Source organism: Telluribacter sp. (assembly GCF_035998675.1).
In the GTDB taxonomy this organism is placed as follows: domain Bacteria; phylum Bacteroidota; class Bacteroidia; order Cytophagales; family Spirosomataceae; genus Telluribacter.
This window is the reverse complement of the sequence record NZ_DASYHI010000002.1, coordinates 35,086-60,883: the sequence shown is the minus strand read 5'-3', so window position 1 is coordinate 60,883 and position 25,798 is coordinate 35,086. Positions and strand designations below refer to the sequence as shown.

Genomic DNA, 25,798 nt, shown 5'->3' with positions numbered 1-25,798 from the left:
TAATCATTTGAAGTTTATATTTAATTGTTCAAATATACAATACTATACATTCTACGAAATATTTAACTTTCGAATCCTTAGTAAATTGCCGCTTGTAAAGACCGTTTCCCAACCATGTACATAAATAGAGTTAGTCATTATCTTCCAGAAGAAGTAGTTGGTAATGAATATTTTACAGAGCTTAACAACCTTTCCAGCGAGTGGATAACCGGGCGCACGGGTATCCATGAGCGCCGCAAGGCCGGCGAGGGTGAAAATACCTCCACCATGGCCATTGAGGCAGTAAAGTTGCTGCTTGAAACCATCCCTTACAGTAAGAATCAGATTGACTTAATTGTAGGCGCCACTTATACGCCTTATGATACAATAGTATCCCTGGCCCACGCCGTGCAGCATTATGTTGACATTCCGGATATACCGGTAGTGTCGGTTTCGTCGGCCTGTTCGTCTCTGCTGAATGCCGTTGAGATTGTGGAGGGGTACTTTGCCATGGGAAAAGCGTCTAAGGCCCTACTGGTAGTGTCGGACCATAATACGGCCTACTACAATGAGCGAGATACGGTGTCGGGACACCTGTGGGGAGACGGCGCTTCGGCTATGGTTATTTCCAAAGAGCGCCAAACCGAGTCGGATATGTACATTCGGGAGGTAATAACGGGCGGTGCCGCCACCAGCGGTAAAGCCACAGAGGCCGTAGTACTGCGCCCCAACGACAAGGGGGTAATTATGCCCTACGGGCGCGACGTGTTCCAGTATGCCTGTACGTACATGCCCAAGGTTAGCCAGCAGGTACTACAGCGCTGCGGATTAACCATCGACGATATTGACTACCTTATTCCGCACCAGGCTAACCACCGCATCAGCCTGAACGTGATAGGTACCCTAGGTATCCCGGAGGAAAAACTGCTTTCAAATATTCAACGGTTAGGCAATACCGGCTGCGCCGGCTGTGCTATTGCATTGTCCGAAAACTTTGACCGCTTCAAAAAAGGAGACCGCATAGTCGTGACTGTTTTTGGCGGGGGGTACTCGTTCGGGGCTATGCTGGTAGAGGTATAGTCAAAGGTACCTGGCAGGGGCTGGTTAACCTTTTTATTTGCTGATAACCTGTACACACCTGCTATTGCGGCAGGTGTACCGGTATTTAAATGGTGCGCTTTAGTATAAAACTGATAAATACCAGCTCGTTGCTTCTCATCAATACCAGATTGACTTCTCTTCCTTCCTTGCGTTGCAGTATTTTGTTGATGCCGGTCAGGTTAATATCATTCGCGGAGGTATTATTTATGTACAGCAGCTTGTCGCCTACCTGCACGCCAGCGTAGTAGGCTGGCGAATCCAGAATAACGCGATCCACAAAATATGCGTTGAACTCATCTCCTTTGGCCCGAAAGTCCAGGCCACTCATATCGTGTTCAAAAGTTTCAGCCAGCACTTTCCGAATAGGTTTCAGGATCACGTACTGCTCTTTATAATGGAACGTTACCACAAAGCGACGGAGGAGCTCGCCGCCGAGGTTGCCCTGACGGGCGGCGGGAAAGTTGATTTTTGCCCCAAAGGAAGAGCTATCAGGAAAAGAAGTAAGTACATCGTGCATCTCAAACTGCCCTACCCGCAGCTTGGGTAGTCGCCCCAGGTAGCCACTTACTGCGCCCCCCAGGCCTATTCCCAATTGCACCCGAAGTACCTTATCCGGCAGGGTTACATTGGTCGAATAGGTATTCAGCATGACCGCATGCCCCGCTCCCGTATCCAGCAGCATTTGCACGGTTTTTTCCTCACCCTTTTCCGTTAACTGTACTGCGGGCAGGTAGGGACGCCGGTTTTCGACCCGGAGCGGAAGCTGGTCGCCGTGCCAGCGCCGGTACCTGAAATCCTCGGGCATTTTTATGATCAGCTCTTGTCGGCGATAATCCATAGTAACGACAAACCTTTCAAAAAGGTCATACCCAAATATGCCGTGAATGGGCGTCCCGATAAACTCAGAGAGCTTGAGCAGGTCCTCTTCCAGCACAACCAGGTTCTGGTCATAGGCCCGGACATTTCCCATCCGGAAGGTGTTCCCAATGCTGATACTAGCCTGCCGTCTTTCCTCATTTCCGATGCCATCTATGGTTACGGTACGGGTGTACCCTTTATTGACGTACCTCGCTACGGTTGGGTCCGTAATAATGATAGTACTTACGCCCGTATCGAGGATAAAATGCAGGGTATCGGAGTTATTAATCTGGACCGGAACAATGACCAGGTTAGCGTGTAGCTTGAACGGGATCCGGGTCGTCTTCCGCTTGTTGATAAGGTGAAAGCCAAATACTTTCTCCTGCGCCTGCTCAGGTACCAGAATGAAGAATAGAGCAACGATAAGAAAAAACAGTCTTAACATTTTCACGGCTGTTCTAATGTTCCTAAAGTTGCAAAATATCCAACGAATATCCTACCTGATAAATACAAGTGCCACTCCGTCCTGATGAATGGTGGGTATCAGGCCAAAGTGGCACGTAAGGCAGCGGCTCAGTTACTTAGTTGGTAACGGGCGCACTTAATTGATTAGGCTTCCAGGAATTATTCCGCGGATTAACATCGGGCAGGTTGTTGTCGGGGTCAATAATTACCGACCGCAGGGCCTGCTGGGTATTGGCCCGGAAGGTCCAGGTACCGCCCCGCTGCCAGACCTCTACGGGTAGTTCGACCCGCGTTTTCTGACCACTAACCTCTTCCAGTTCAATGGTAGTCGGCATAGCCCATTGTTCCAGATTCTCAATCGTAATCAGAGAGCCTTTCTGCGGATTCTGGTCCAGGTACGTTACTTCCCTGACGGCCTGATCCAGCTTATAGTTCTCAAAGAACCAGCCTTTCCAGAACCAGCCCAAATCTTCACCGGCGGCATCTTCCATAGAGCGGAAGAAATCATACGGTGTAGGATGTTTGAAAGCCCAGCGTTTCACGTACTGGCGGAAAGCGTAGTCGAAGCGCTCTTTACCCAGGACCTGCTCGCGTAATAATACCAGCCCCAGGGCGGGTTTGTAGTAGGCTTCCCAGCCCAGGTTTCGGGGCTGTACTACGTCAGGAATGGTCATAATAGGATCTGCATTGGGCCGGAATATCATGGGCGCTACCCGGTGCATATCCTCCATCTGCTTATTGCGGTATTCGCCATTATTGAAACTTTCGGTCGACAGGAAGTTAATAAAGGTATTGAAGCCTTCGTCCATCCAGGCGTACTTCCGCTCGTTGTTACCCACAATCATCGGGAACCAGTTGTGCCCAAATTCGTGGTCGGTTACGTTCCAGAGGTCCTCACCACGATCGCTGTGGCTACAGAATATAATACCCGGATACTCCATACCCCCAACAATACCCGCTACGTTGGTAGCCACGGGATAGGTGTATTCGTATACATAGTTGGAGTAGAACTCAACGCTTGCCTTTACGTACTCGGTGGAGCGTCCCCAGGCATTGTTACCGCTGTCTTCAACCGGATACACCGACTGCGCCAGGGCGGTTTTGCCATTGGGAAGATTAATACGGGCCGCGTCCCAGATAAACGCTTTGGAAGTAGCCCAGGCTATATCGCGGGAGTTCTGGCAGCGGAAACGCCAGGTTTGGGTACCGGAGTTTTTCGGCCGCGAAGCCGGGTTGGTTACCTCTTCGGCCGTACGGATCATGACCGTCTTGTCGCTTTTGCGAGCCTGCTCCAGCCGCTTTATCTGCTCACTGGTAAGTACCTCACCAGCATTGACCAGTTCTCCCGAGCCAACTACGATGTGGTCCCAGGGTACCGTAATGGCATATTCGAAGTCCCCGTATTCAAGGTAAAACTCACCGGCACCCAGGTACGGAAGCAGGTTCCAGCCTTCAATATCGTCAAAAACGTTCATCCGCGGGTACCACTGCGCTATTTCATAGATAATCCCGTTGCGGGTTTGTAAGGTACCCATCCGGTCGGAGCCGTACTGGGGAATCTTGAACGAATAGCCTATTTTGATCTTTATCACATCGCCATTGGCTTTGAGCGGGTCCGCCAGGCGTATCTGCATGCGGGTGTCCGTGATGTGAAAGTTAGCGTCAACGGCTTTGCCTTTGCCTTGCTGTATCGTCACTGATTTTATTGTGTTGCCGCCGTCAAAGCCCATGTTTCCAAAACGCCCCCCGGTAACAGGAGTAGTTTTGGCACCCCGCGACGTAGCTCCGAAAGCATTTTGGTCGAGCTGCAGCCACAGGAATTCAAGCGCCTCCGGACTGTTGTTTTTATAGGTAATTTCTACGTCGCCGGTCAGCGTGGCCGCGGCTTCGTCAAGAGCAACATTAATTTTATAATCGGCGCGGTTTTGCCAGTAGCTTGGGCCCGGGGAACCGCCTCCGGTCCGGTACTGGTTGCCAGGCTGAAAATTAAAAAGGGGATGAAACAGTACATAATGGTTGTACTTTGACTTGTCAGCGGCTTCCTGCGCAAAGGCACTTAGTCCGCTTATACAGCAAAAAAGTACAACCCATAAACGATAGGTCTTTATTTTCATTCGAATGTGAAAGGTTAATATGTACTACTAAACGAGCCGGATCCATTTTTTGTCAGCGGGGCAGGCAAATATTTTTCATCTGAACGCTTTCAACAAACAGTCCAATCAGGTACTCTGTCAGGCTTCTCCGCCCGGCCCGCCAAAGCTCATGGGAAAGTTAAAGCTGGGGCCATCGTCGGGTGTCTGCTGAATGGTACCGTGTACCTCCTCGTACTTACGAATGTTATCATTAAGCGCCAACAGGAGCCTCTTGGCGTGCTCAGGCGTGAGAATAATCCGGGCCTTTACCTTGGCTTTGGGTACTCCGGGCATAAGCCGGATAAAGTCTACAATAAACTCGCTGTTGGAATGCGCGATCATGGCCAGGTTGGAATATACTCCCTCCGCCATTTCTTCCGATAACTCTATGTTGATTTGCTGTTCGAAATCCTGATTGTTGTTTTGCATGGTTTCAAGGGTTATTTTTTACAAAGCTATACTTTTCAAACAAAAAGCCAGCCCCAAGTCGGAGGCTGGCTTTTTAGCTGTTGCTTACGGACTGGTTGTTACTGGGCCAGTTCGCGTTTCTTACGCGCAGATTTCTCGCGTGATTCTACTAATGTATCGTATTCTTCTTTTGAACCTACGAGCAGGTCAACATAGCGACGCATACCTGTACCGGCCGGAATGAGGTGACCCACGATCACGTTCTCTTTCAGACCATTCAGTTCGTCGCGCTTACCGCGTACCGCCGCTTCGCTAAGTACCTTGGTAGTTTCCTGGAACGAAGCCGCAGACACGAAGCTCTCGGTACCGAGTGATGCCTGGGTGATACCCATCAGCGTAGGCTTAGCCACGGCCGCCTGGGCGTCGCGGGCTTTCACCAGACTTAGGTCACGGCGCTTCAGGCTGGAGTTCTCGTCACGCAGGCGACGTACCGATACGATCATACCGGGTTTCAGCGTATCCGAATCGCCAGCCTCCTCTACTACTTTCATATCAAGGATCTTGTCGTTCTCCTCGCGGAACACCCAACGATCTACGGGCTGCATCTCCAGGAAGTTGGTATCACCGGCGTCGAGGATTTCTACTTTCTGCATCATCTGGCGTACGATACACTCGATGTGCTTATCGTTGATCTTCACCCCCTGCAGACGGTATACTTCCTGAATTTCGTTTACCAGGTACTCCTGTACGGCGGTTGGTCCTTTGATAGAAAGGATGTCGGCCGGCGTAATGGCTCCGTCAGACAGCGGATCACCTGCTTTCACAAAGTCACCATCCTGTACCAGAATGTGCTTCGACAGGGCCACCATGTAACGACGCTGAACGCCATCCCTTGACTCGATGAGGATTTCACGGTTACCGCGCTTCACTCCACCGTAGCTTACTACGCCATCTATTTCGCTAACGGTAGCGGGGTTAGATGGGTTACGGGCTTCGAAAAGTTCGGTTACGCGTGGCAGACCTCCCGTAATATCGCGGGTTTTACCAACTACACGCGGAATCTTGGCCAGAGGCTGTCCCGCTTTCACGGTAGTTCCGTTTTTGACCACCAGGCGTGCTCCTACCGGTAGGTTATATGATTTCTCGGTCTGGTCTTTCAGCAGGTTACTCTTACCTTTTACAACCAGAGCCGGGTTTTTAGTTTTATCGCGGGTTTCAATGATTACTGCCTCCTGGAAACCAGTTTGCTCATCAAATTCTTCGCGGTAGGTAATACCTTCCTCGATAGCGTCGAACTCAACCGAACCATTGAACTCAGAAAGAATAACCGCGTTGTAAGGGTCCCAGGTACATAGTTCCTGGCCTTTAAACACAGTATCGCCTTCTTTTACCTGCAGGTGCGCACCATAAGGTACGTTGTTGGAAATAAGCAGTTGCTTGGTTTCCGGATGTACGATTTTCACCTCACCCGAACGACCCATCACGACGGTAATCGCATCACCTTCTGAGTTGGTAGACTGAACCAGACGAAGATCTTCGAACTGAATCAATCCTTCAAACTTCGCTTTGATGTTAGCATCTACGGCAATGTTCGAAGCAGTACCACCCACGTGGAAGGTACGCAGCGTAAGCTGGGTACCCGGCTCACCGATAGACTGCGAAGCAATTACACCTACTGCTTCACCATTGTCTACCATACGACCCGAGGCAAGGCTGCGTCCGTAACACTTAGCACAAACACCATTGCGGGTTTCGCAGGTTAGTACGGAGCGAATCTCGACGCTGTCAATACTGGTTTCGTCGATATAAGCCGCAATTTCTTCGGTGATTTCCTGGCCTGATTCAAGAATCATGTGTCCTTGTAACGGGTCAAAGACATCGTGTACACTCACACGACCCAGAATACGCTCTGACAGCGGCTCTACGATATCTTCGTTGTCTTTCAGGGCCGAAATCTGAATACCACGCAGGGTACCGCAGTCTTCTTCCACCACTACTACATCCTGGGCTACGTCATGCAGACGACGGGTCAGATAACCGGCATCGGCGGTTTTAAGCGCCGTATCGGCCAGACCTTTCCGGGCACCGTGGGTAGAGATAAAGTACTCGAGAACGTCCAGACCTTCTTTAAAGTTAGAGAGAATGGGGTTTTCGATAATTTCTCCGGCTCCACCGGCGAGGTTTTTCTGGGGCTTAGCCATCAAACCACGCATACCACCCAACTGACGAATCTGCTCACGCGAACCACGGGCTCCCGAGTGCATCATCATATAGATGGAGTTAAAACCACCCTGGTCAGCTTCGAGCTGCTTCATGAGCGTCTCGGTGATACGGGAGTTTACGCGCGTCCAGATATCAATTACCTGGTTGTAGCGTTCGTTCTCCGTAATAAGACCCATCAGGTAGTTACTCCAAACGCCTTCTACGTCTTTCTTGGCTTCTTCAACCAGCTTCTCTTTCTCGGCAGGTACCATCACGTCACTCAAACCGATAGACAAACCACCTCTGAAAGCCATCTGGAATCCAAGCTCCTTAATATCGTCCAGGAAGTGAGCAGTGCGGGCGCTACCGGCCAGTTTGAATACCTGACCAATGATTTGCTGTAGCTTCTTCTTGGTCAGCAGCTCATTGATATAACCTACCTCGTCGGGTACATTCTGATTGAACAGTACACGTCCGGCTACGGTATCGATCAGTTTGGTTTCAAAGGTACCATCCTCATTGCGTACCCTTACCCGGACCTTGATATGGGCATGCTTCGACACGAGACCTTCGTTGATAGCGATTACTACCTCGTCGGGGCCGTAGAAAGTCATACCTTCTCCGATAATAGGATACTCAGGGGTATTTTTACGTCCTTTGGTTACGTAGTAAAGACCCAACACCATGTCCTGCGAAGGTACCGTAATAGGCGCTCCGTTGGCAGGGTTCAGGATGTTGTGCGAAGAAAGCATCAGCATGGATGCCTCCAGTACGGCTTCCTGTCCCAGCGGCACGTGTACGGCCATCTGGTCACCGTCAAAGTCAGCGTTAAAGGCCGTACATACCAGCGGGTGCAGCTGTATCGCTTTCCCTTCGATCAGCTTAGGCTGGAAGGCCTGAATACCCAGTCGGTGCAGCGTTGGAGCACGGTTCAGCAGAACTGGGTGTCCTTTCAGTACATTTTCCAGAATATCCCAGATCACCGGATCTTTACGATCTACGATTTTCTTGGCTGATTTTACGGTTTTAACAATACCACGTTCGATAAGCTTACGGATAATAAACGGCTTGAATAGCTCAGCCGCCATATCTTTGGGCAGACCACACTCGTGCAGTTTCAGCTCAGGACCTACTACGATTACCGAACGACCTGAGTAGTCAACCCGCTTACCAAGCAGGTTCTGACGGAAACGTCCCTGCTTACCTTTCAGCATATCCGAAAGAGATTTCAGAGCCCGGTTTCCTTCCGAACGTACGGCGTTTACTTTACGGCTGTTATCAAAGAGCGAGTCTACCGCTTCCTGCAGCATCCGCTTTTCGTTGCGAAGAATCACCTCCGGCGCTTTGATCTCGATCAAACGCTTCAGACGATTGTTACGGATAATTACACGACGGTAGAGATCGTTCAGGTCAGAGGTAGCGAAGCGACCACCGTCCAGAGGTACCAACGGGCGCAATTCGGGTGGAATTACGGGTACCATTTTGATCACCATCCACTCGGGACGGTTTTCTACGCGTGTATTGGCATCACGGAAAGCCTCTACTACTTTCAGACGCTTCAGGGCCTCAGCCTTGCGCTGCTGTGAAGTATCCGTAGCGGCCTGGTGGCGCAGTTCGTACGAAAGTTCATCCAGATTGATGCGGTTCAGCAACATTTCCAGGGCGTCAGCGCCCATCTTGGCGATAAACTTATTGGGATCTGTATCCGGCAACATCTGGTTGTCGCGGGGCAGCTTGTCAATAATATCAAGGTACTCGTCTTCGGTCAGGAAGTCCATGTAGTTGACACCATCTTCTCCTTTGATACCCGCCTGCACAACTGCGTACCGCTCGTAATAGATAATCTGGTCGAGTTTCTTGGTAGAAAGTCCCAGCAGGTACCCAATTTTATTAGGTAAGCTACGGAAGTACCAGATGTGAGCTACGGGCACCACCAGTTCGATGTGTCCCATCCGCTCACGACGTACCTTTTTCTCGGTTACTTCTACCCCACAACGGTCGCAGATAATACCCTTATAGCGGATACGCTTGTATTTACCACAATGACATTCCCAGTCCTTAACCGGACCAAAGATCCGCTCGCAGAACAACCCGCCCATTTCCGGCTTGTAGGTCCGGTAGTTGATGGTCTCAGGCTGGGTTACTTCACCATAAGAGCTCTCAAGGATGGACTCCGGTGATGCCAGACTGATGGTTATGCTGGAAAAGTCACTATTGAGTTTTTTGTTCTTTTTGAAAGACATATTGTTGATCGTTATTCTGTGAGTCAATAGTCCTTAGATAAACTTCGGAATTATAGGTTGGGAAAGTCCAGACAGACTTTCCCAACTTGTAACTATTTATTAGTCCAGCGTAATTTCAAGTGCCAGACCACGTAGTTCGTGCACCAATACGTTGAATGATTCCGGTATATTAGGCTTGGGCAGGTTTTCTCCTTTTACAATAGCCTCGTACGCTTTAGCGCGGCCTACCACGTCATCCGACTTCACGGTCAGGATTTCCTGCAGGATGTGCGAAGCGCCGAAGGCTTCCAGGGCCCATACCTCCATCTCACCAAAGCGCTGTCCACCAAACTGGGCTTTACCACCCAAAGGCTGCTGCGTAATGAGCGAGTAAGGTCCAATGGAACGGGCGTGCATCTTATCATCAACCAGGTGACCCAGCTTCATCATATAGATAAGACCGACTGTTACTTTTTGATCAAAGCGATCCCCCGTCAGACCATTGTAGAGGTAGGTACGTCCCCAGTCCGGTAGTCCGGCATCTTTCAGTTCAGCGGCTACTTCATCCTCGGTAGCACCGTCGAAGATAGGCGTAGCGTAGCGACGTCCCAGCTTCAGACCAGCCCACGCCAGAATGGTTTCGTAGATCTGACCGATGTTCATCCGGGAAGGTACCCCCAGTGGGTTGAGTACTATGTCAACCGGTGTACCATCTTCGAGGAATGGCATATCTTCGTCACGTACAATACGGGCTACTACCCCCTTGTTACCGTGGCGACCTGCCATTTTATCCCCAACTTTCAGCTTACGCTTCTTGGCAATATATACTTTGGCCAGTTTTACGATACCTGCTGGTAGTTCATCCCCTACTTCGAGGGCAAAACGGTCCCGCTTGAAGCGTCCCATCAGCTCACTGCGACGGTTGAGGTAGTTACGTACCACGCGCGATACCAGACGGTTCAGGTGAGCGTCTTCGGTCCAGGCATCAGTCAGTACATCACCAATGAGGTTTACTTCTTCGGCTACGGCGTACTGGCTTTCGTCCCGGTACGGGTTAGCAGTCGGGAACAGGTTCTCCGAGATATTTCTCCGGTTAAACTTCACTCCTTTGCTTACCAGCTCGTCACCAAACTTGTGCTTCACGCCCTGGCTTGTTTTACCATCTACCAACTCTATCAGCTTGTCAATCATACGATCGCGCAGCATGTTAAGGTCGCGGCCGTAGCGTTTCATAAGCATTTTCAGCTCATCCTTGTGCTTGGCGCGCTCTTCTTTGGTCGGGCGGGAGAAAAGTTTTGTATCAATAACCACCCCTTTCATGGATGGTGGCGCTTTCTTGGAAGCATCTTTCACGTCACCGGCCTTATCACCGAAAATAGCACGAAGAAGTTTTTCTTCCGGAGTAGGATCCGACTCACCCTTAGGAGTGATCTTTCCAATCAGGATGTCTCCTTCTTTTACCTCAGTACCGATGCGAACGATACCGTTCTCATCCAGGTTTCTTACTGTTTCTTCGCTTACGTTCGGAATTTCGGCGGTTAGTTCTTCCTCACCACGCTTTGTATCGCGTACTTCCAGTTCAAACTCTTCAATGTGGATGGAGGTAAAGATATCCTCACGTACCACCTTCTCCGATATTACAATAGCATCCTCGAAGTTGTAACCCTGCCAGGGCATGAACGCAACCATCATGTTACGACCCAGGGCAAGCTCGCCGCCTTCGGTACCGTAACCCTGACACAGCGCTTCTCCTTTCTTCACTTTCTGGCCTTTAAGTACCATAGGCTGAAGGTTCAGGCAGGTATCCTGGTTGGTCCGGCGGAACTTAATCAGATCGTAAGAAATACAATCATCATCGAAGCTTACCAGACGGTCTTCGTCCGTGCGGTCATAGCGTACTACGATCTTATCAGCGTCAACGTAGTCAATAACGCCATTGCCTTCGGCTACTATCAGGGAACGAGAATCCATAGCTACCCGCTGCTCTAGTCCGGTACCTACGATAGGTGCCTGTGGACGTAGCAATGGTACCGCCTGGCGCTGCATGTTTGAACCCATCAGGGCACGGTTGGCATCATCGTGTTCCAGGAACGGAATCAGCGACGCGGCTACCGATACAATCTGGTTGGCGGCAATATCCATATAGGACGCCTGCTCCGGATCGACCATCGGGAAGTCACCTTCAAACCGCGTTTTGATTTTTTCAACCGTGAAGTTTCCTTTGGCATCTACCGAAGCGTTAGCCTGGGCAATGTACTTGGAATCTTCTTCTTCTGCCGTCATGTATATGATCTCATCGGTCAGCTTACCATTGCCATCAATAACCCGGTAAGGGGTTTCGATGAAGCCCATGCCGTTTACCTTGGCGTAGGTACACAGCGAGGAAATCAGTCCAATGTTTGGTCCTTCGGGAGTTTCGATGGTACACAAACGCCCGTAGTGCGTATAGTGTACGTCACGAACTTCAAATCCGGCACGCTCACGGGAAAGACCACCTGGTCCCAGGGCCGACATACGACGCTTGTGCGTGATCTCGGCCAGCGGGTTGGTCTGGTCCATGAACTGTGACAGCTGGTTGGTACCAAAGAACGAATTGATTACCGACGACAGCGTACGGGCGTTGATCAGGTCAACGGGTTTGAAATCTTCGTTATCCCGAACGTTCATACGCTCTTTGATAGTACGGGCCATACGGGCCAGACCTACACCAAACTGAGCATACAGCTGCTCACCTACCGTACGAACCCGGCGGTTGGAGAGGTGATCTATATCATCCACCACGGCCTTGGCATTGATAAGGCCGATCAGGTACTTCACAATCGAGACAATGTCCTCCGTAGTCAGTACCCGTACATCAAGGCTGGTATCTGAACCCAGCTTCTTATTGATACGGTAACGGCCTACATCACCCAGGTCATATCGCTTATCACTAAAGAACAAGCTCTGAATTACCTCGCGGGCAGTTTGCTCGTCGGGGGCTTCAGCGTTACGAAGCTGACGGTAAATCTGCTCTACCGCCTCCTTCTCTGAGTTAGAGCTATCTTTCTGTAAGGTATTATATATGATGTTGTAGTCAGCCACGTTCATGTCTTCCTTATGCAGGATTATTGACTTCTGGCCCGACTCAACTATTATATCAATATCATCGGCAGTAACGAGCGAGTCGCGTTCCAGCAACACTTCGTTCCGCTGAATAGACACTACCTCGCCGGTATCTTCATCCACAAAGTCCTCGGTCCAGGTACGGAGTACCCGGGCCGCCAAACGACGTCCTACTGCTTTCTTTAGATTGGTTTGCGTAGCGTTGATCTCCTCGGACAGGCCGAACAGATCCAGTATATCTTTGTCAGAACCGAACCCAATGGCACGTAACAAGGTAGTAACCGGGAATTTCTTCTTACGGTCAATGTACGCGTACATGACGTTGTTAACGTCGGTCGAGAATTCAATCCAGGAACCTTTGAAAGGAATAATACGGGCCGAATAAAGCTTAGAGCCGTTGGTATGCTTGCTCATGGAGAAGAACACCCCGGGTGAGCGGTGCAGCTGAGATACAATGACGCGCTCAGCTCCGTTGATAACAAAAGAGCCTTTGTCGGTCATATAAGGAATATTTCCTAAGAAAACCTCCTGCTCAATCGTTTCAAACTCTTCGTGATCCGGATCGTTACAAATCAGGCGTAACTTTGCTTTAAGGGGCACGGCATAAGTCAAACCACGATCAATTGATTCGTCGACTGAGTACTTTGGTGGCTCCAGCAAGTAGTCTACAAATTCGAGTACAAAGTTTTCGCGAGAGTCCGCAATGGGGAAGTTCTCAGCAAATACTTTGTATAGTCCTTCATCCGACCGGTCTTCGGCGGATGTATCAAGACTAAAAAAATCTCTGAATGATTGTACTTGGACGGCCAAAAGGTCAGGGTAATCAATGACCGGATTAATCCGTGCGAAATTTTTTCTGGGAGTTATTTTGTTAGCCAAGGCTATATTTGTTTTGGTTTATTAGAACAAAAAACGGAGTGCTGGTGCGAGAATTTCAAAAGCACAAACACACAAATTAGTTAAAAACCGCAAACGTATGCCTCGTAGGGGATTTATAGAAAGCAGGTCCCTCTTCTTCTTTCCTACGAGTAAGGAAGTGTTTCGGACAAGCTCTCCCAAAAGGAAGAAATAGGAAATAATATGGAATCAGGGTAAAAAACATTCCAGTCTGGGCTGGAAAAGCCTGATTCTCCGTTGTTTAAGCGTTTTCTACCGACAATTTTGCTATAGATAACGCCTACTATTCATACTTAGTTCGCTGTCTGCGTACAAAACAGGAAAAGACCTGACGTTTGTCAGGCCTATTCCTTGAATATTCCGGCAGTGCAGAAAAGCAAATTACTTCACTTCTACTACGGCGCCAGCCTCTTCGAGCTGCTTCTTAAGGGCTTCCGCCTCATCTTTAGCAACACCTTCTTTTACAGGCTTAGGAGCACCGTCTACCAGTTCCTTAGCTTCTTTCAGACCAAGGCCTGTCAGGTCTTTAACCAGTTTAACAACTGCCAGCTTGCTTGCACCTGCTTCTTTCAGGATTACATCAAAAGACGTTTGCTCAGCAGCAACAGGAGCGTCGCCACCACCTGCAGGACCACCTGCTACCATTACCGCGCCAGCAGCTGCAGGCTCGATACCGTACTCGTCTTTCAGAATTGCTGCCAGTTCGTTCACTTCTTTAACCGTCAGGTTAACAAGCTGCTCTGCGAAAGCTTTCAAATCTGCCATTTTTTATTCTTGATTAAGTGATTACACAAAAAGTTAAAAATACATTTACAGCTCTTTTATTGTATGCCGCTGGTGAGCCGGGCCAAACGACCATTCTAATACTATTGGTCTTCTTTCTCCGATAAAGTCTTGAGAATACCCGCCAGTTTGTTACCACCACCCAACAGAGCGGAGAGTACATTTTTGGCAGGGGATTGCAACAAGCCGATTACATCTCCCACAAGTTCCTGCTTCGATTTGAGCGTAGAAAGTGTTTCGAGTTGATCTTCCCCGATAAAGAGAGAATAGTCTACCGATGCTCCTTTGAACGTCAGTTTTTTATTCCCCGCTTTCTTGCGGAATTCTTTAATCAGTTGCGCAGGGACTTTACCTGACTCCGGATGAAACATGACGCCCGATGGTCCTTTTAGTACACTCTCGTCAAAAGGAGCATAGTCGGTGTCTAACGTTTCAAGTGCTTTTCTGATCAGCGTGTTCTTAATTACACGATACTCTATACCACGATCAAAGCACAAGCGGCGAAGTTGGTTAACTTCAGCTACTGACATGCCATCGGCACCGGTAATATAGAAGTATGGCGTGCTGGAGAACTTCTGACTCAGCTCGTCAATTATTTCTGCTTTTTCTTCCCGTGTCATGATTATAATCCTGCTACAGTGTTTTTGTCAATCGTAACACCCGGACTCATCGTGCTTGACAAGTGAATGCTCTTCACGTACGTACCTTTAGCTGATGATGGCTTAAGCCGAACCAGCGTGTTTATAACCTCCTGCGCGTTTTGTACAAGTTTTTCAGGGCCAAACGACACCTTACCTACGCTGGTATGAATAATTCCGGTTTTGTCAACCTTGAAATCAATCTTACCGGCTTTTACTTCCTGTACGGCTTTAGCCACGTCAGTAGTCACAGTGCCTGATTTAGGGTTAGGCATCAGTCCGCGGGGACCCAGGATCTTACCTAGTCGACCCACCTTTGCCATAACACTCGGCATGGTGATGATTACATCCACATCGGTCCAGCCTTTCTCGATCTTTTGGATAAATTCATCCAGACCAACGTAATCAGCTCCGGCTTCTTTCGCTTCCGCTTCTTTATCGGGTGTACACAGCACCAGTACCCGTACTTCTTTACCCGTACCGTGCGGCAAGGTCACTACGCCCCGTACCATCTGATCGGCTTTGCGGGGGTCAACGCCCAAACGAACGTCAATATCCACAGAAGAGTCAAATTTGGTACTTGAGATAGTTTCAAGAATTTCGGCGGCCTGCTGCAGGGAATACGACTGCGATGCGTCATATTTCGAAAGAGCCTCTTTTCTCTTTTTCGTCAATTTTCCCATGTTCTTTTTTTCTTAGGCGTAGAATGCTACGCTCAGTTGTTTTCTTCCCACGGGGCTTTGCCAGAAACGGTAATACCCATACTACGCGCCGTACCTGCGATCATTTTCATAGCTGATTCAACTGTAAAGCAGTTGAGGTCAGGCATCTTGGTTTCGGCTATCTGACGAACCTGATCCCAGGAAACATTACCAACTTTCGTACGGTTAGGCTGAGCCGACCCCGATTTAATTTTGGATGCTTCCATGAGCAGAATCGCAGCTGGAGGAGTCTTAATGACAAAGTCAAAAGACTTATCCTTGTAGTATGTAATAACTACCGGCAAGACCATACCCATTTTGTCCTGTGTACGGCCGTTAAACTGCTTGCAAAACTCCATGATATTCAAACCCTTTGATCCTAAGGCAGGACCGATTGGGGGTGAAGGATTGGCCTGGCCACCCTTCACTTGGAGTTTGACGTATCCAGTTATTTCTTTTGCCATTGTTTTTGAATTTGTCGGTTTGTTGTTTGTCCGGACGGCTCACGTGCAGGTGGAAGCAGTCCTGCCCGTACGTTCACTCAACTTTCCTTTTCTACTTGTGCGTAACTGAGTTCAACGGGCGTACTCCGCCCGAATATTTTGACAACTACATTGAGTTTTTTCTTCTCGTCGAATACCTCTTCTACAGTACCTATAAAACCGCTGAAGGGCCCGTCTACCACCTTCACGCTTTCGCCTTTCAGGAAAGACATGCTTGGGGTTTCTTCTTCCTGCGCGGCCTCGTCTACTCTACCCAGAATACGGTTGATTTCAGACTGGCGCAGCGGTACGGGGACTTTGGAGGCTCCCTGGGCATTGCCTAAAAAGCCAATCACACCCGGGATGCTGGTAATAATGTGGAGTACCTCTCCCTTGGACAGATCGGCCGATATTATGATATACCCCGGAAAAAAGTTCTTTTCCCGAACGCGCTTTTTACCGTTGCGCATTTCGTATACCTTTTCCGCCGGAATCAGGATCTGGGGAACGTATTCGGTGAGGCTCTGCCGGGTGATCTCGTTCTCTATATAAGACTTGATCTTTTTCTCCTGGCCCGACACGGCTCTTAGTACATACCAATTAACACCACTCATGCTATTTTGGGGGTTTCAGACACTACCCGTGCGGGTAACACCTTAGAAAGACTGATAAAACAGATTGAGTGCGTTCTCGAAAACAAAATCCATCACCCCTACGACGAAGGCGAAGATGAGGGATCCTACCAACACCAGCGTTGTGTTAGACTGCAGCTCGTTGAACTGAGGCCAGGTCACATGCTGGGTTATTTCTTCCCAAGAAGCTTTTAGAAATGAGGTAAACTTTTCCATTATCTTTTTAACACTTAGCACGGGTGGAGAGATTCGAACTCCCATCAACGGTTTTGGAGACCGCTATTCTACCCTTGAACTACACCCGTAAACATTCCCACCACGCTTATTTTAACGTTTCGGGCTGCAAAGATACGAATTAATTATAAAAAACAAGTGCATTCCATTGAGAAATGCACTTGTTTTAGGTACTCATTTTATATTAGTCGAGAATCTCGGTCACCTGACCGGCACCTACGGTACGGCCACCTTCGCGGATAGCGAAGCGAAGACCTTTCTCCATCGCAATCTTGTTGATCAATTTTACTTCGATAGTGATGTTATCACCTGGCATAACCATCTCTACGTTAGCCGGAAGAGAGATCTCACCGGTAACGTCAGTGGTACGGAAGTAGAACTGAGGACGGTACTTGTTAAAGAAAGGAGTGTGGCGACCACCTTCTTCTTTTGACAGTACATATACCTCGGCTTTGAAGTGAGCATGTGGCTTCACTGAACCGGGCTTACAAATAACCATACCCCGACGGATATCTTCTTTGTCAATACCACGCAACAGCAGACCTACGTTGTCACCAGCTTCACCACGGTCAAGGATTTTACGGAACATCTCAACCCCTGTTACAACAGACTTGAGGTTTTCAGCACCCATACCCAGGATTTCAACTGCCTCACCCGAGTTAATTACACCACGCTCAATACGACCGGTAGCAACAGTACCACGACCAGTAATTGAGAATACGTCTTCAACCGGCATCAGGAACGGAAGTTCTGTCATACGCGGAGGAATAGGAATGTAGCTATCAACCGCATCCATCAATGACTGTACGGTAGCAACCCACTTATCTTCACCGTTCAGAGCACCAAGTGCCGAACCCTGAATTACGGGAATGTTGTCGCCATCGTATTCGTAGAAGCTTAGAAGCTCACGAATTTCCATTTCAACCAGCTCAAGAAGCTCGGGATCATCCACCATATCCACTTTGTTCATGAATACTACCAGCTGAGGTACACCAACCTGACGAGCCAGAAGAATGTGCTCACGAGTTTGTGGCATAGGACCATCCGTAGCAGCAACTACGATAATAGCACCGTCCATCTGAGCAGCACCCGTAACCATGTTCTTCACATAGTCAGCGTGACCTGGACAGTCAACGTGCGCATAGTGACGACTTTCGGTTTGGTATTCTACGTGTGAAGTATTAATTGTAATACCACGCTCTTTCTCTTCAGGAGCATTATCGATTGATGAGAAGTCGCGTTTCTGTGCGAAACCTTTACTTGCCAGTACAGTCGTGATTGCAGCTGTCAGGGTAGTTTTACCGTGGTCAACGTGCCCGATAGTACCAATATTCACGTGCGGTTTCGAGCGGTCAAACGTCTCTTTTGCCATGTTTATGTACGCTTAAATTTAGAAATTATTACGAATTTGTTAACGTTTGCTGATTTACTTAAACTCCACTGGCACAACTGCTTGTATACTTTCACTAAGCCAGAATATATGAACTTAAAATCAACTTTGCTTTTTTCTAATGGAGTCGCAACGGCGGACCGTCGCAGTGGCGAACCACCTGTGGGGAGATTTGAAGTCACCCGCAACACCTGTTATTTTCTTTTTACCAACCAGAAGTGATCTATATCAACTTCAAAGTGGAGCCTTTGAGCCGGGCCGCCGGAGCGGGGATTTGAAGTCGCCCGCGACACCGTCGCAGCGGCGGACCGTCCCTGACCTCTTCCTTACCAAGGAAGTGCTCTACCAGTTGCTCTATTATGAGCCTTTGAGGGGATTTGAACCCCTGACCTCTTCCTTACCAAGGAAGTGCTCTACCCCTGAGCTACAAAGGCGTAAACTCAATTACAACTAAAAGCGATCAGTGAAAAAGGATTTCTTAAGAACTAATTTTCACTGATCGCCTGTTGCGTATTGAGACTTTAATGAGCGGGCGACGAGGTTCGAACTCGCGACCTATAGCTTGGAAGGCTATCGCTCTACCAGCTGAGCTACACCCGCGTACTTTGGTGGGGGCGGATGGATTCGAACCACCGAAGGTATAAACCAGCAGATTTACAGTCTGCCCCATTTGGCCACTCTGGTACACCCCCATTCACCATTCCAAATCAACTGTGAATACCGGTATCATTCACTTTGGAGGCACAAAATTATATCCTTTTCTAATATTGTCAAATTCTTTTCTGAAAATTTCTTCATAAATAAATAACTGGCTGCCGTGGAGAGAGCCACAACAGCCAGTCAGACAGGCACTAAGCGTCCTACAGCCGGATACCAAAACTTACCATACGAACGGCAGGCCCCCGATTCTCTTCAAACAGGGGAGTAAAGTCATAGTTCACGAATAAGTCGGGAAAATTGCGAATACCTAATTCAAAGGCTGCTCCGTAACGGAAATCGGTCAGGTAAAAGTTGGTACGGTTATGATCTTTCTGCCCGTTACCTGCCAGTTTGGTTTTGGTATACCCTCCCAGGCGGTACCCTCCGTAGACACCAGCGCTGATGTAGGAAATAGTAGACTTGGGGAAGCTTATGGTTGGCATGAGCGACAGGTTTACGTAGGGTACAGTCAGTTTGCTTTTCACCAGGTCGGCCTCAGTACCGTCCCTGTTCAACAGCGGAGTAAACTGGACTCCGGTGGCGGTTTTTTCTACGGTGTTATTGCCATCAAACATCAGGTTATACCAGGATACGTCCAAACCAAAGTCCATGTGCAGGCCCACCGAATTACCCCGCGCTATGGTCGCGCTTCTTACCAGACCCAGGCTAATAAACCGGGAGCCAAAAGGCCGGAGGTCATAGTCGGAGGTAGTATATCCCATGGGTTGGTTGTCTCCGTAGGCGTTTAGTCCCAGATTCACATTAAAGCCTTTCCGGGGGCTCGAGTAGTTTCTTGCTTTCTGTATGCGGGTTATGTGACGATCATCGTCGTCATCCTCATAGGTAGAGTCCCGGTCGGTAGTTCCGATCCGTACCCGCTCACCACCATCTTTAATATCGACGCCCCGACTGGTAATGGTCACCTCGGTCTCCCCGTCTTTGATCCGTATACCCCGCAAGCCTATTCGTACGTAGTTTTTATCCTTATTTGCTTCGGATTTGTCTTTCAGGTAGTCGCGGCCGTCCAGTTCATCATAGTAGATTTTGGTATCGCCCTGAATCGTGTCCAAGCGGGCGTCCAAATCTCTTAAAAGAGCATTGAGATCATACTTCAATAGCTTTTCCAGTTCCTGCCTATCTTCTCCATAGATGATCAGGCGGGTTTTATCACCAAATGTAATGATGATGGAATCTTTACTCATGGTCGGGTTAGCTTTGGCGGCCAAAGTAGACAGGGCAATCAAAGCGCCGATAGCGATCGTTTTCAGGATGTTATTCATGGCTGTACTAGTTATAATTGAATTTTCTCTTTAAGGTTATTATACTGTTTTGATACTTTCTCTTCTTCATTCTTAATCCGTTCGTCGGCCCGCGCCATTATTTTCCGGGGGTTGATACCCACTTCGTTCCAGTTTACCGCTTCGCCTTCTTTGGCATTCTTGAGCTGCCGCAGGACTCGTATCAGCCGCGACGACTTTGGATCTTCATTTTCCTCCTCGTCAATATCTACACGGGCTACTATTACGCGGCTCTCGGCTTTTTGACCTAAGGCGGGGGGTACTTCTGTCAGGGCTGGTTCGGCAGGTACCTTCAGGTCCGGTGTCTGGACGGCCGGGGAAGGTACTTCCTCCCGGGCCAGCTTAGCCACCTCTATATCCAAAACCAGCTCCGGCTCCCTTACCGGTGTAGCTTCGTCGCTCTTTACACGGCTCTGGCTGGCCAGCTCTTGTGTGGGTTTAAAGAGAGGTACCTGAGCTTTTTCCGGGTAGTCTGCGTTGGCTGGCTTACCTGTTTCGGGTAGTACTTCCGTTGCCCGGGGCTGGGCTGGTGCGGCGGGTACCTGATGGGCTGGTACTTGTACCTGAGCCAAAGTACCTTCTGCCAGCCCGGTGGCCGCTCCCGACTGGCCTTTCCATACAATATAGCCCGCTACCAGTACCAGCGCTACGCTGGCTGCGGCATACCAGTACCAACCCGCCAGCCGGCGCTGCTTTTTCTTTTGGCCCGCCTGTATCCGCTGCCAAACCGCTTCGGATGGCTCCGGCTCCCAGGTAGTTAGTTTACGGGCGAACAAATCATCTATTGGATGCTTTTTCATAATTCCCTTTTTTTTTAAATCCATTTTCCCACTCTTTTACAAGTTGCTGCAGCAGGGCCCGGGCCCGGTGCAACTGCGACTTGGATGTACTTTCGGTTATTCCTAACAAAGCTGCTATTTCAGCGTGGGAGTATCCTTCAATGGCGTACAGGTTAAAAACCGTCCGGTAACCCGTTGGCAACCCTTCTATTATTTCCATCAACTCCTGCGCTTCCAGATTCTGGTCTACGATACTGTTATCGGCTATGGCCTGGGCCTCGTCCAGGTCGGCATCATCCAGCAGGCGCTTCCGCTGGCGCAGGTACCCCAGGGCTTCATTGACCATAACCCTACGTATCCAACCTTCCAGACTCCCTTCGCTCTTGAACTGCTCTATTTTATCAAATACCCGCATAAAACCTTCTACCAATACATCTTCCGCCGACATCCGGTCGCCCACGTAGCGCATGCACACCCCCAGCATCCGGGAAGAGTACTTCTCGTACACCTGCCGCTGTGCTTTTGGGTCGGCTTTTTGCAATGCTCTTACAAGCTGCGTTTCCTGGTTGAAGAATGGTAAAATTTTGCCCATACCTTTGGGGTGGTTTCATGAACAAGATGCATATTCGCATCGGTCAGGTTGCATGGCTCCCGCGATTTTTGTTAATTATTTTTAAATTATATGCTTGAATCTTCTGCACCCATCGGGATATTTGATAGCGGCATTGGCGGTATGACGGTCGCCAGTGCGGTAACCCGCTTACTGCCACGCGAAAATACAATCTATTTTGGTGATACGGCCCACCTTCCCTACGGCGATAAGTCCACGGCCGCTATACAGGCTTACGCCATCAAAATCTGCAATGTACTGCTTCAGCAGCAGTGCAAGCTTATTCTGATCGCCTGCAACTCGGCCTCGGCGGCGGCTTTTGAGCTGGTACGCGAGTACGTAGGAAGTAAGGCCAAAGTAATGAATGTGATAGATCCGGTGGTGGATTATATAAAAGAGCGGTACGATGGCAAAACCGTCGGGCTGATTGGTACCAAACAAACGGTACTTTCCAATGTGTACAAAAAGAAGGTAGATGCCCTGGATAAAAATATAACGCTGAAATCCATGGCTACTCCGTTGCTGGCCCCCATGATCGAAGAGGGATTTTTTGATAATTCAATTAGTGAAAGTATTATAGCCAAGTACCTGTCAGACCCCGAACTGGCGGGAATTGAATCACTGATACTAGGGTGTACGCACTACCCGCTCATCAAAAAGCAGATCAGGCACTACTACGGCGAGCAGGTGGAGATACTGGATACTTCCGAAATTGTGGCCCAGTCACTACGCGCCCTGATGGAGCAACACTACCTGCTCAACGAAAAGGGAAGCGGTGAGCGTCGTTTCTATGTTTCGGATTATACCCAATCTTTTGAGGCTTCCACCAGGCTGTTTTTTGGCAAACAAATTCAGTTGTCTCACTATCCGCTCTGGGAATAAAAACAGCCCCGGGTTTTCGGCCCGGGGCTATTCATTTCGTAGTACAAGCTCCTGCTGACTACTGCTTAGGATAGGCTTGGTGTAAGCGCGAAGCCAGCAACTGGCGCTCGGCTTTAAGTTTCTTGCTGTTGCGGTACCAAAGGTACCCTACAACGGCCACCGCCAGGTAGGGCATCACAAATAGGTACACGATACCCGTATTCAGACCCACTCCTACGTTGTTCCGGCCGTTGCCCATGGTACTTTCTACTGACCCGCGGCACATGGCGCATTGTGCCCATATATCGGCGGTTGTCAGCAACAGTACCAGCAACAGGGCGGTACTTCTCATTAGTATCTTTTTCATTGGTAGTACGGACTAATAAGTAAATAAACGATTACTCCGGTCACACTTACATATAACCAAATCGGGAAAGCCCATTTTACTGCTTTCCGGTGCTCGGCAATCTGATTACTAAACGCAAAATATACGGCTCTCAATACAAACCACACTACTACTACCGACAAAACAATGTGGGAGATTAGCAGAAAGTAGTAAACCGGACGGATAAAGCCTTCGCCACCGAATGAAGTGGATTCGTTGGATAAATGGTAGAGTACGTACGACACCAGAAATAACGAACCCAGTACAAAAGCCGCCGTCATGGTTCTACGATGGGCAGCGATATTACCTTGCTTAATAAAGTACCAGCCTACCATCAACAAAACCGAAGTCAGGGTATTAATAACCCCGTTCACATGCGGAAGTACCCGGGTCCATTCTCCCAGGTCAACCTTCTGCCGTATTCCCAGCAGTACGGCTACTACGACAGGAATCAGTACCGCCACTACATTTATCAGTCGGTTGTATTTGGCGCTTTTTTCAAGAATCAGCGTTTCCATGAGGGTTATTGTTTCAAAGAAGTACTATATTCCAATACTTTTATTTCGGCCATAAGCCGGGCTACGTCTTCCGCATCCAGAGCATTATAATACCCTCTGATATGCTTTTGGTTGTCTATAAGAATTAACCTATTGCTCAGCGAAATAGTTTGCTTACCGGCCGGTATGTTTTCGGTCATTCTAAATACCTCAGCTGCTGCTGCTTTTACCTCTTCCTCACTTCCTGTCAATACCCGCCAGGAATCAGTATTCAGGCTGTACTCCTGGTAGAGACTCCTCCTCTCTTCCTGGCGGCCTTCTTCGGTAAGTGTCAGGATTTGTAGTTCCGGAATGGACTGTTGCATGTCATTGATCCGGGCCAGTTGCGTCAGTACCTTCCGACAACTATCGCCACAGGGGGCTGGCAGGTAGCTTACAACGGTAAACTTTTCCTGCAGTACCGTCTCCGTAAGATTTTCTCCACTCTGGCTGTCATTTAATTGTAAGCCCTGAATAGCGTAATAGGCTGTATCGCCGTTGGTCAGTCGTGCCTGGCCTGAAGGATCTTTAACCGGATGAAACGTGGGAAGCTCGAAATGATTGGTCCCAAAAAATTTCAGGAAGAGAAAAATAAAAACCGGTACTACTAACAAAACTATCAGTAGACCGGCTTTTCGGTATTTATACATAGCTACTTATCGCACATCAAAGATGGCGCCGCCCTCCAGAATCAGAGCTACCAGCAGCCACACCACAAAAATACAAGGGATGAGGATCGACCAGATAAGCGATTTTGTCTCGTGCTTCAGGTGCATAAACTCTCCCACGATGTAAAATGCCTTTACAATCGTCATTCCAATAAATATTGCCACTTTCAGAGTACCCGCATCTAAGGTAAAGGCAATCACGAATTCCAGGGCTGTAATTGCCGACAGAATAAAAAAAGTTTTCCAGATGGTTTTCCGCTGCTCTGAGCCATCGCCATGCTCTCCTGCGTGATGACCGTGCTCCTGTACGTGTATCTCTGCCATGTCTACTATTATTAGAGTTAAATATCGTGTTGGAAATTACACCAGGTAGAAGAAGGTAAATACGAATACCCATACCAAGTCCACAAAGTGCCAGTACAATCCTACTTTCTCTACCATTTCGTAATGCCCGCGGCGATCATAAAAGCCGGTGGCACTACGATAAAATATCAGGAAGTTCAACACGACTCCACTAAATACGTGCGTGCCGTGAAATCCGGTGATAAAGAAAAAGAAATCCGCAAACGCCGGAGGACCATATTGATTTTCTATCAGGTTTGCCCCAAAGATAGTTCTCTCCACCCAGGTACCATTTCCAATTTCACGTACTACAGTACCTGTATCGGTACCATGAATAAAGTGCGCCCATTCCCAGGCCTGGCAACTCAAAAAGGTAATACCACCCAGCAAGGTCCAGAGCATATATTTCTCTACTGCCGCACGATCCATCCGGTGTCCGGCTTCTACGGCCAGTACCATGGTCACACTACTAAAAATCAGGATGAAGGTCATGATACCCACAAATACCAGAGGCAATTCTACTCCGTGCAGAAAAGGAACTGCTTCGTATACTTTTTCGGGGATTGGCCAGTACAGATTGGAAAAGGTAAAATCTGCCACCGTTCCCTCATAGGCAGGATAGCTGAATCGAACCATTCCGTAAGATACCAGCAAGGCCGAGAAGGTAAAGGTATCCGAGATGAGGAAGAACCACATCATCAATTTCCCGTAGCTTGCTTTCATCGGCTCGATACCCCCCATCCACATCCGGGGTTTCATCGTGCTTGTTGTCGTTGCAGTAGACGCCATTAGTTAATGAAATTATCAATTAAAGGTCAATAAAAAGAAAAACAGGTATACCCAGAGAATATCAAGAAAATGCCAGTAGGTAGCACAAATTTGTATTCTTCGCAGGTTTTTGGCGTGAACTTTTAGTTTCAATGCTGACACCAGTGCATAAAAGAGCACGATTAAACCCGTAATCAGGTGAAAACCATGCAAGCCGGTGAAGACATAAAAGAAAGACCCGGAGGGATTTCCTACAAAGAAAACTTTCATGTCAACCAGTTCTTTCCAGCCCTGGTACTGCATTACCAAGAATGCCAAACCCAGCACAAAAGTAATAGAAATTGCAATTCTCAGGCTGCTAAAATTATCTTTTTTTGCCGAAAGGTAAGCCCAGTGCATGGAGATGCTACTGGCAACCAGAACGGCAGTACTGTACCAGAATATCTGCGGCATGCTATATTCAAGCCAGTTGCCTTCGGCTCTGCGTACCAGGTAGGCACTAGTCTGGGAGGCAAAAAGCATGATAATACTAACAATGAACAACCAAAGAATAAACTTCTTGGGGTCCATTGAAAGGGTTTCTTCCGGTTCTTGTTGGGCAGTCAGTTGATGAATATTTTCCATGG

General features: G+C 48.7%; 23 protein-coding genes and 4 tRNA genes. 2 read left to right on the top strand and 25 right to left on the bottom strand.

Features of this window, described 5'->3' with window-relative positions; all coding sequences use genetic code 11:
* The first annotated feature begins 114 nt into the window (after nucleotides 1–114).
* Complete coding sequence (locus VGN67_RS00430) at nucleotides 115–1,059, top strand: ketoacyl-ACP synthase III (protein WP_327484779.1); 945 nt, start codon at nucleotides 115–117, stop codon at nucleotides 1,057–1,059.
* A gap of 85 nt (nucleotides 1,060–1,144) precedes the next feature.
* On the opposite strand, the gene VGN67_RS00425 is transcribed toward VGN67_RS00430, so the two are convergent.
* The 19 genes from VGN67_RS00425 to VGN67_RS00335 all read right to left on the bottom strand — a co-directional run bounded on the left by VGN67_RS00425 (nucleotide 1,145) and on the right by VGN67_RS00335 (nucleotide 21,594).
* Nucleotides 1,145–2,383 carry an aspartyl protease family protein gene (locus VGN67_RS00425; protein ID WP_327484778.1) on the bottom strand — a complete coding sequence of 413 codons (1,239 nt, stop codon included), beginning with the start codon at nucleotides 2,381–2,383 and terminating at the stop codon, nucleotides 1,145–1,147.
* 136 nt (nucleotides 2,384–2,519) lie between these two features.
* Complete coding sequence (locus tag VGN67_RS00420) at nucleotides 2,520–4,517, bottom strand: M1 family metallopeptidase (protein ID WP_327484777.1); 1,998 nt, start codon at nucleotides 4,515–4,517, stop codon at nucleotides 2,520–2,522.
* Between the two features lie 117 nt (nucleotides 4,518–4,634).
* On the bottom strand, nucleotides 4,635–4,964 hold the full coding sequence (locus tag VGN67_RS00415) for a DUF3467 domain-containing protein (protein WP_327484776.1): 330 nt from the start codon (nucleotides 4,962–4,964) through the stop codon (nucleotides 4,635–4,637).
* Between the two features lie 98 nt (nucleotides 4,965–5,062).
* On the bottom strand, nucleotides 5,063–9,388 hold the full coding sequence (rpoC, locus tag VGN67_RS00410; protein ID WP_327484775.1) for a DNA-directed RNA polymerase subunit beta': 4,326 nt from the start codon (nucleotides 9,386–9,388) through the stop codon (nucleotides 5,063–5,065).
* A gap of 99 nt (nucleotides 9,389–9,487) precedes the next feature.
* Nucleotides 9,488–13,348, bottom strand: a complete 3,861-nt coding sequence (gene rpoB / locus VGN67_RS00405; protein ID WP_414717272.1) for a DNA-directed RNA polymerase subunit beta — start codon at nucleotides 13,346–13,348, stop codon at nucleotides 9,488–9,490.
* Nucleotides 13,349–13,747: 399 nt separating this feature from the next.
* The gene (gene rplL, locus VGN67_RS00400; protein WP_327484774.1) at nucleotides 13,748–14,131 is read right to left on the bottom strand and encodes a 50S ribosomal protein L7/L12; all 384 of its coding nucleotides are present in this window, start codon (nucleotides 14,129–14,131) and stop codon (nucleotides 13,748–13,750) included.
* Between the two features lie 101 nt (nucleotides 14,132–14,232).
* Nucleotides 14,233–14,769 (bottom strand): 50S ribosomal protein L10, encoded by a 537-nt coding sequence (gene rplJ, locus VGN67_RS00395; RefSeq protein ID WP_327484773.1) that lies wholly within the window; start codon nucleotides 14,767–14,769, stop codon nucleotides 14,233–14,235.
* A 2-nt stretch (nucleotides 14,770–14,771) separates the two neighbouring features.
* Complete coding sequence (gene rplA, locus VGN67_RS00390; protein WP_327484772.1) at nucleotides 14,772–15,470, bottom strand: 50S ribosomal protein L1; 699 nt, start codon at nucleotides 15,468–15,470, stop codon at nucleotides 14,772–14,774.
* Nucleotides 15,471–15,502: 32 nt separating this feature from the next.
* Nucleotides 15,503–15,952 carry a 50S ribosomal protein L11 gene (rplK, locus tag VGN67_RS00385; protein ID WP_327484771.1) on the bottom strand — a complete coding sequence of 150 codons (450 nt, stop codon included), beginning with the start codon at nucleotides 15,950–15,952 and terminating at the stop codon, nucleotides 15,503–15,505.
* Between the two features lie 77 nt (nucleotides 15,953–16,029).
* A complete protein-coding gene (gene nusG / locus VGN67_RS00380; protein WP_327484770.1) occupies nucleotides 16,030–16,584 on the bottom strand; it encodes a transcription termination/antitermination protein NusG in 555 nt (184 codons plus the stop codon).
* 42 nt (nucleotides 16,585–16,626) lie between these two features.
* Entirely contained in the window at nucleotides 16,627–16,818 is a 192-nt protein-coding gene (secE, locus tag VGN67_RS00375) for a preprotein translocase subunit SecE (RefSeq protein ID WP_327484769.1), read from the bottom strand.
* 18 nt (nucleotides 16,819–16,836) lie between these two features.
* Nucleotides 16,837–16,907, bottom strand: a tRNA-Trp gene (locus tag VGN67_RS00370).
* 113 nt (nucleotides 16,908–17,020) lie between these two features.
* Nucleotides 17,021–18,208, bottom strand: a complete 1,188-nt coding sequence (gene tuf / locus VGN67_RS00365; RefSeq protein WP_327484768.1) for an elongation factor Tu — start codon at nucleotides 18,206–18,208, stop codon at nucleotides 17,021–17,023.
* 380 nt (nucleotides 18,209–18,588) lie between these two features.
* A tRNA-Thr gene (locus tag VGN67_RS00360) sits at nucleotides 18,589–18,660 on the bottom strand.
* Between the two features lie 93 nt (nucleotides 18,661–18,753).
* Nucleotides 18,754–18,826, bottom strand: a tRNA-Gly gene (locus tag VGN67_RS00355).
* A 6-nt stretch (nucleotides 18,827–18,832) separates the two neighbouring features.
* Nucleotides 18,833–18,918 (bottom strand) — tRNA-Tyr (locus VGN67_RS00350).
* A 168-nt stretch (nucleotides 18,919–19,086) separates the two neighbouring features.
* Nucleotides 19,087–20,205: an outer membrane beta-barrel protein gene (locus VGN67_RS00345; RefSeq protein WP_327484767.1), complete on the bottom strand. Its 1,119-nt coding sequence runs from the start codon at nucleotides 20,203–20,205 to the stop codon at nucleotides 19,087–19,089.
* Nucleotides 20,206–20,216: 11 nt separating this feature from the next.
* Nucleotides 20,217–21,023, bottom strand: a complete 807-nt coding sequence (locus VGN67_RS00340) for a hypothetical protein (protein ID WP_327484766.1) — start codon at nucleotides 21,021–21,023, stop codon at nucleotides 20,217–20,219.
* Nucleotides 21,001–21,594, bottom strand: a complete 594-nt coding sequence (locus VGN67_RS00335; RefSeq protein ID WP_327484765.1) for an RNA polymerase sigma factor — start codon at nucleotides 21,592–21,594, stop codon at nucleotides 21,001–21,003. The genes VGN67_RS00340 and VGN67_RS00335 overlap by 23 nt, the downstream gene beginning before the upstream one ends.
* A 90-nt stretch (nucleotides 21,595–21,684) precedes the next feature.
* On the opposite strand from VGN67_RS00335, the gene murI reads away from it, so the two are divergent.
* Nucleotides 21,685–22,494: a glutamate racemase gene (gene murI, locus VGN67_RS00330; protein WP_327484764.1), complete on the top strand. Its 810-nt coding sequence runs from the start codon at nucleotides 21,685–21,687 to the stop codon at nucleotides 22,492–22,494.
* A 58-nt stretch (nucleotides 22,495–22,552) separates the two neighbouring features.
* Here the strand turns inward: murI and VGN67_RS00325 are convergent, their stop codons facing one another.
* Genes VGN67_RS00325 through VGN67_RS00300 form a run of 6 tightly spaced genes read right to left on the bottom strand, consistent with a single transcriptional unit; the run spans nucleotide 22,553 to nucleotide 25,796 of the window.
* The gene (locus VGN67_RS00325) at nucleotides 22,553–22,840 is read right to left on the bottom strand and encodes a hypothetical protein (protein ID WP_327484763.1); all 288 of its coding nucleotides are present in this window, start codon (nucleotides 22,838–22,840) and stop codon (nucleotides 22,553–22,555) included.
* Entirely contained in the window at nucleotides 22,837–23,376 is a 540-nt protein-coding gene (locus VGN67_RS00320; RefSeq protein ID WP_327484762.1) for a DUF420 domain-containing protein, read from the bottom strand. The genes VGN67_RS00325 and VGN67_RS00320 overlap by 4 nt, the downstream gene beginning before the upstream one ends.
* Nucleotides 23,377–23,381: 5 nt before the next feature.
* Nucleotides 23,382–24,044 (bottom strand): SCO family protein, encoded by a 663-nt coding sequence (locus VGN67_RS00315; protein ID WP_327484761.1) that lies wholly within the window; start codon nucleotides 24,042–24,044, stop codon nucleotides 23,382–23,384.
* 6 nt (nucleotides 24,045–24,050) lie between these two features.
* Nucleotides 24,051–24,386 (bottom strand): cytochrome C oxidase subunit IV family protein, encoded by a 336-nt coding sequence (locus VGN67_RS00310; RefSeq protein ID WP_327484760.1) that lies wholly within the window; start codon nucleotides 24,384–24,386, stop codon nucleotides 24,051–24,053.
* Between the two features lie 36 nt (nucleotides 24,387–24,422).
* The gene (locus VGN67_RS00305; protein WP_327484759.1) at nucleotides 24,423–25,193 is read right to left on the bottom strand and encodes a cytochrome c oxidase subunit 3; all 771 of its coding nucleotides are present in this window, start codon (nucleotides 25,191–25,193) and stop codon (nucleotides 24,423–24,425) included.
* Nucleotides 25,194–25,208: 15 nt separating this feature from the next.
* Nucleotides 25,209–25,796: a cytochrome c oxidase subunit 3 gene (locus VGN67_RS00300; protein WP_327484758.1), complete on the bottom strand. Its 588-nt coding sequence runs from the start codon at nucleotides 25,794–25,796 to the stop codon at nucleotides 25,209–25,211.
* Nucleotides 25,797–25,798: the final 2 nt, after the last annotated feature.

Excerpts from the sequence above, each read along its gene's own strand:
- VGN67_RS00430 (WP_327484779.1), top strand. The coding sequence starts at position 115 with ATGTACATAAATAGAGTTAGTCATTATCTTCCAGAAGAAGTAGTTGGT.
- VGN67_RS00425 (WP_327484778.1), bottom strand. The coding sequence starts at position 2,383 with ATGTTAAGACTGTTTTTTCTTATCGTTGCTCTATTCTTCATTCTGGTA.
- VGN67_RS00420 (WP_327484777.1), bottom strand. The coding sequence starts at position 4,517 with ATGAAAATAAAGACCTATCGTTTATGGGTTGTACTTTTTTGCTGTATA.
- VGN67_RS00415 (WP_327484776.1), bottom strand. The coding sequence starts at position 4,964 with ATGCAAAACAACAATCAGGATTTCGAACAGCAAATCAACATAGAGTTA.
- rpoC (WP_327484775.1), bottom strand. The coding sequence starts at position 9,388 with ATGTCTTTCAAAAAGAACAAAAAACTCAATAGTGACTTTTCCAGCATA.
- rplL (WP_327484774.1), bottom strand. The coding sequence starts at position 14,131 with ATGGCAGATTTGAAAGCTTTCGCAGAGCAGCTTGTTAACCTGACGGTT.
- rplJ (WP_327484773.1), bottom strand. The coding sequence starts at position 14,769 with ATGACACGGGAAGAAAAAGCAGAAATAATTGACGAGCTGAGTCAGAAG.
- rplA (WP_327484772.1), bottom strand. The coding sequence starts at position 15,470 with ATGGGAAAATTGACGAAAAAGAGAAAAGAGGCTCTTTCGAAATATGAC.
- rplK (WP_327484771.1), bottom strand. The coding sequence starts at position 15,952 with ATGGCAAAAGAAATAACTGGATACGTCAAACTCCAAGTGAAGGGTGGC.
- nusG (WP_327484770.1), bottom strand. The coding sequence starts at position 16,584 with ATGAGTGGTGTTAATTGGTATGTACTAAGAGCCGTGTCGGGCCAGGAG.
- secE (WP_327484769.1), bottom strand. The coding sequence starts at position 16,818 with ATGGAAAAGTTTACCTCATTTCTAAAAGCTTCTTGGGAAGAAATAACC.
- tuf (WP_327484768.1), bottom strand. The coding sequence starts at position 18,208 with ATGGCAAAAGAGACGTTTGACCGCTCGAAACCGCACGTGAATATTGGT.
- VGN67_RS00345 (WP_327484767.1), bottom strand. The coding sequence starts at position 20,205 with ATGAATAACATCCTGAAAACGATCGCTATCGGCGCTTTGATTGCCCTG.
- VGN67_RS00340 (WP_327484766.1), bottom strand. The coding sequence starts at position 21,023 with ATGAAAAAGCATCCAATAGATGATTTGTTCGCCCGTAAACTAACTACC.
- VGN67_RS00335 (WP_327484765.1), bottom strand. The coding sequence starts at position 21,594 with ATGGGCAAAATTTTACCATTCTTCAACCAGGAAACGCAGCTTGTAAGA.
- murI (WP_327484764.1), top strand. The coding sequence starts at position 21,685 with ATGCTTGAATCTTCTGCACCCATCGGGATATTTGATAGCGGCATTGGC.
- VGN67_RS00325 (WP_327484763.1), bottom strand. The coding sequence starts at position 22,840 with ATGAAAAAGATACTAATGAGAAGTACCGCCCTGTTGCTGGTACTGTTG.
- VGN67_RS00320 (WP_327484762.1), bottom strand. The coding sequence starts at position 23,376 with ATGGAAACGCTGATTCTTGAAAAAAGCGCCAAATACAACCGACTGATA.
- VGN67_RS00315 (WP_327484761.1), bottom strand. The coding sequence starts at position 24,044 with ATGTATAAATACCGAAAAGCCGGTCTACTGATAGTTTTGTTAGTAGTA.
- VGN67_RS00310 (WP_327484760.1), bottom strand. The coding sequence starts at position 24,386 with ATGGCAGAGATACACGTACAGGAGCACGGTCATCACGCAGGAGAGCAT.
- VGN67_RS00305 (WP_327484759.1), bottom strand. The coding sequence starts at position 25,193 with ATGGCGTCTACTGCAACGACAACAAGCACGATGAAACCCCGGATGTGG.
- VGN67_RS00300 (WP_327484758.1), bottom strand. The coding sequence starts at position 25,796 with ATGGAAAATATTCATCAACTGACTGCCCAACAAGAACCGGAAGAAACC.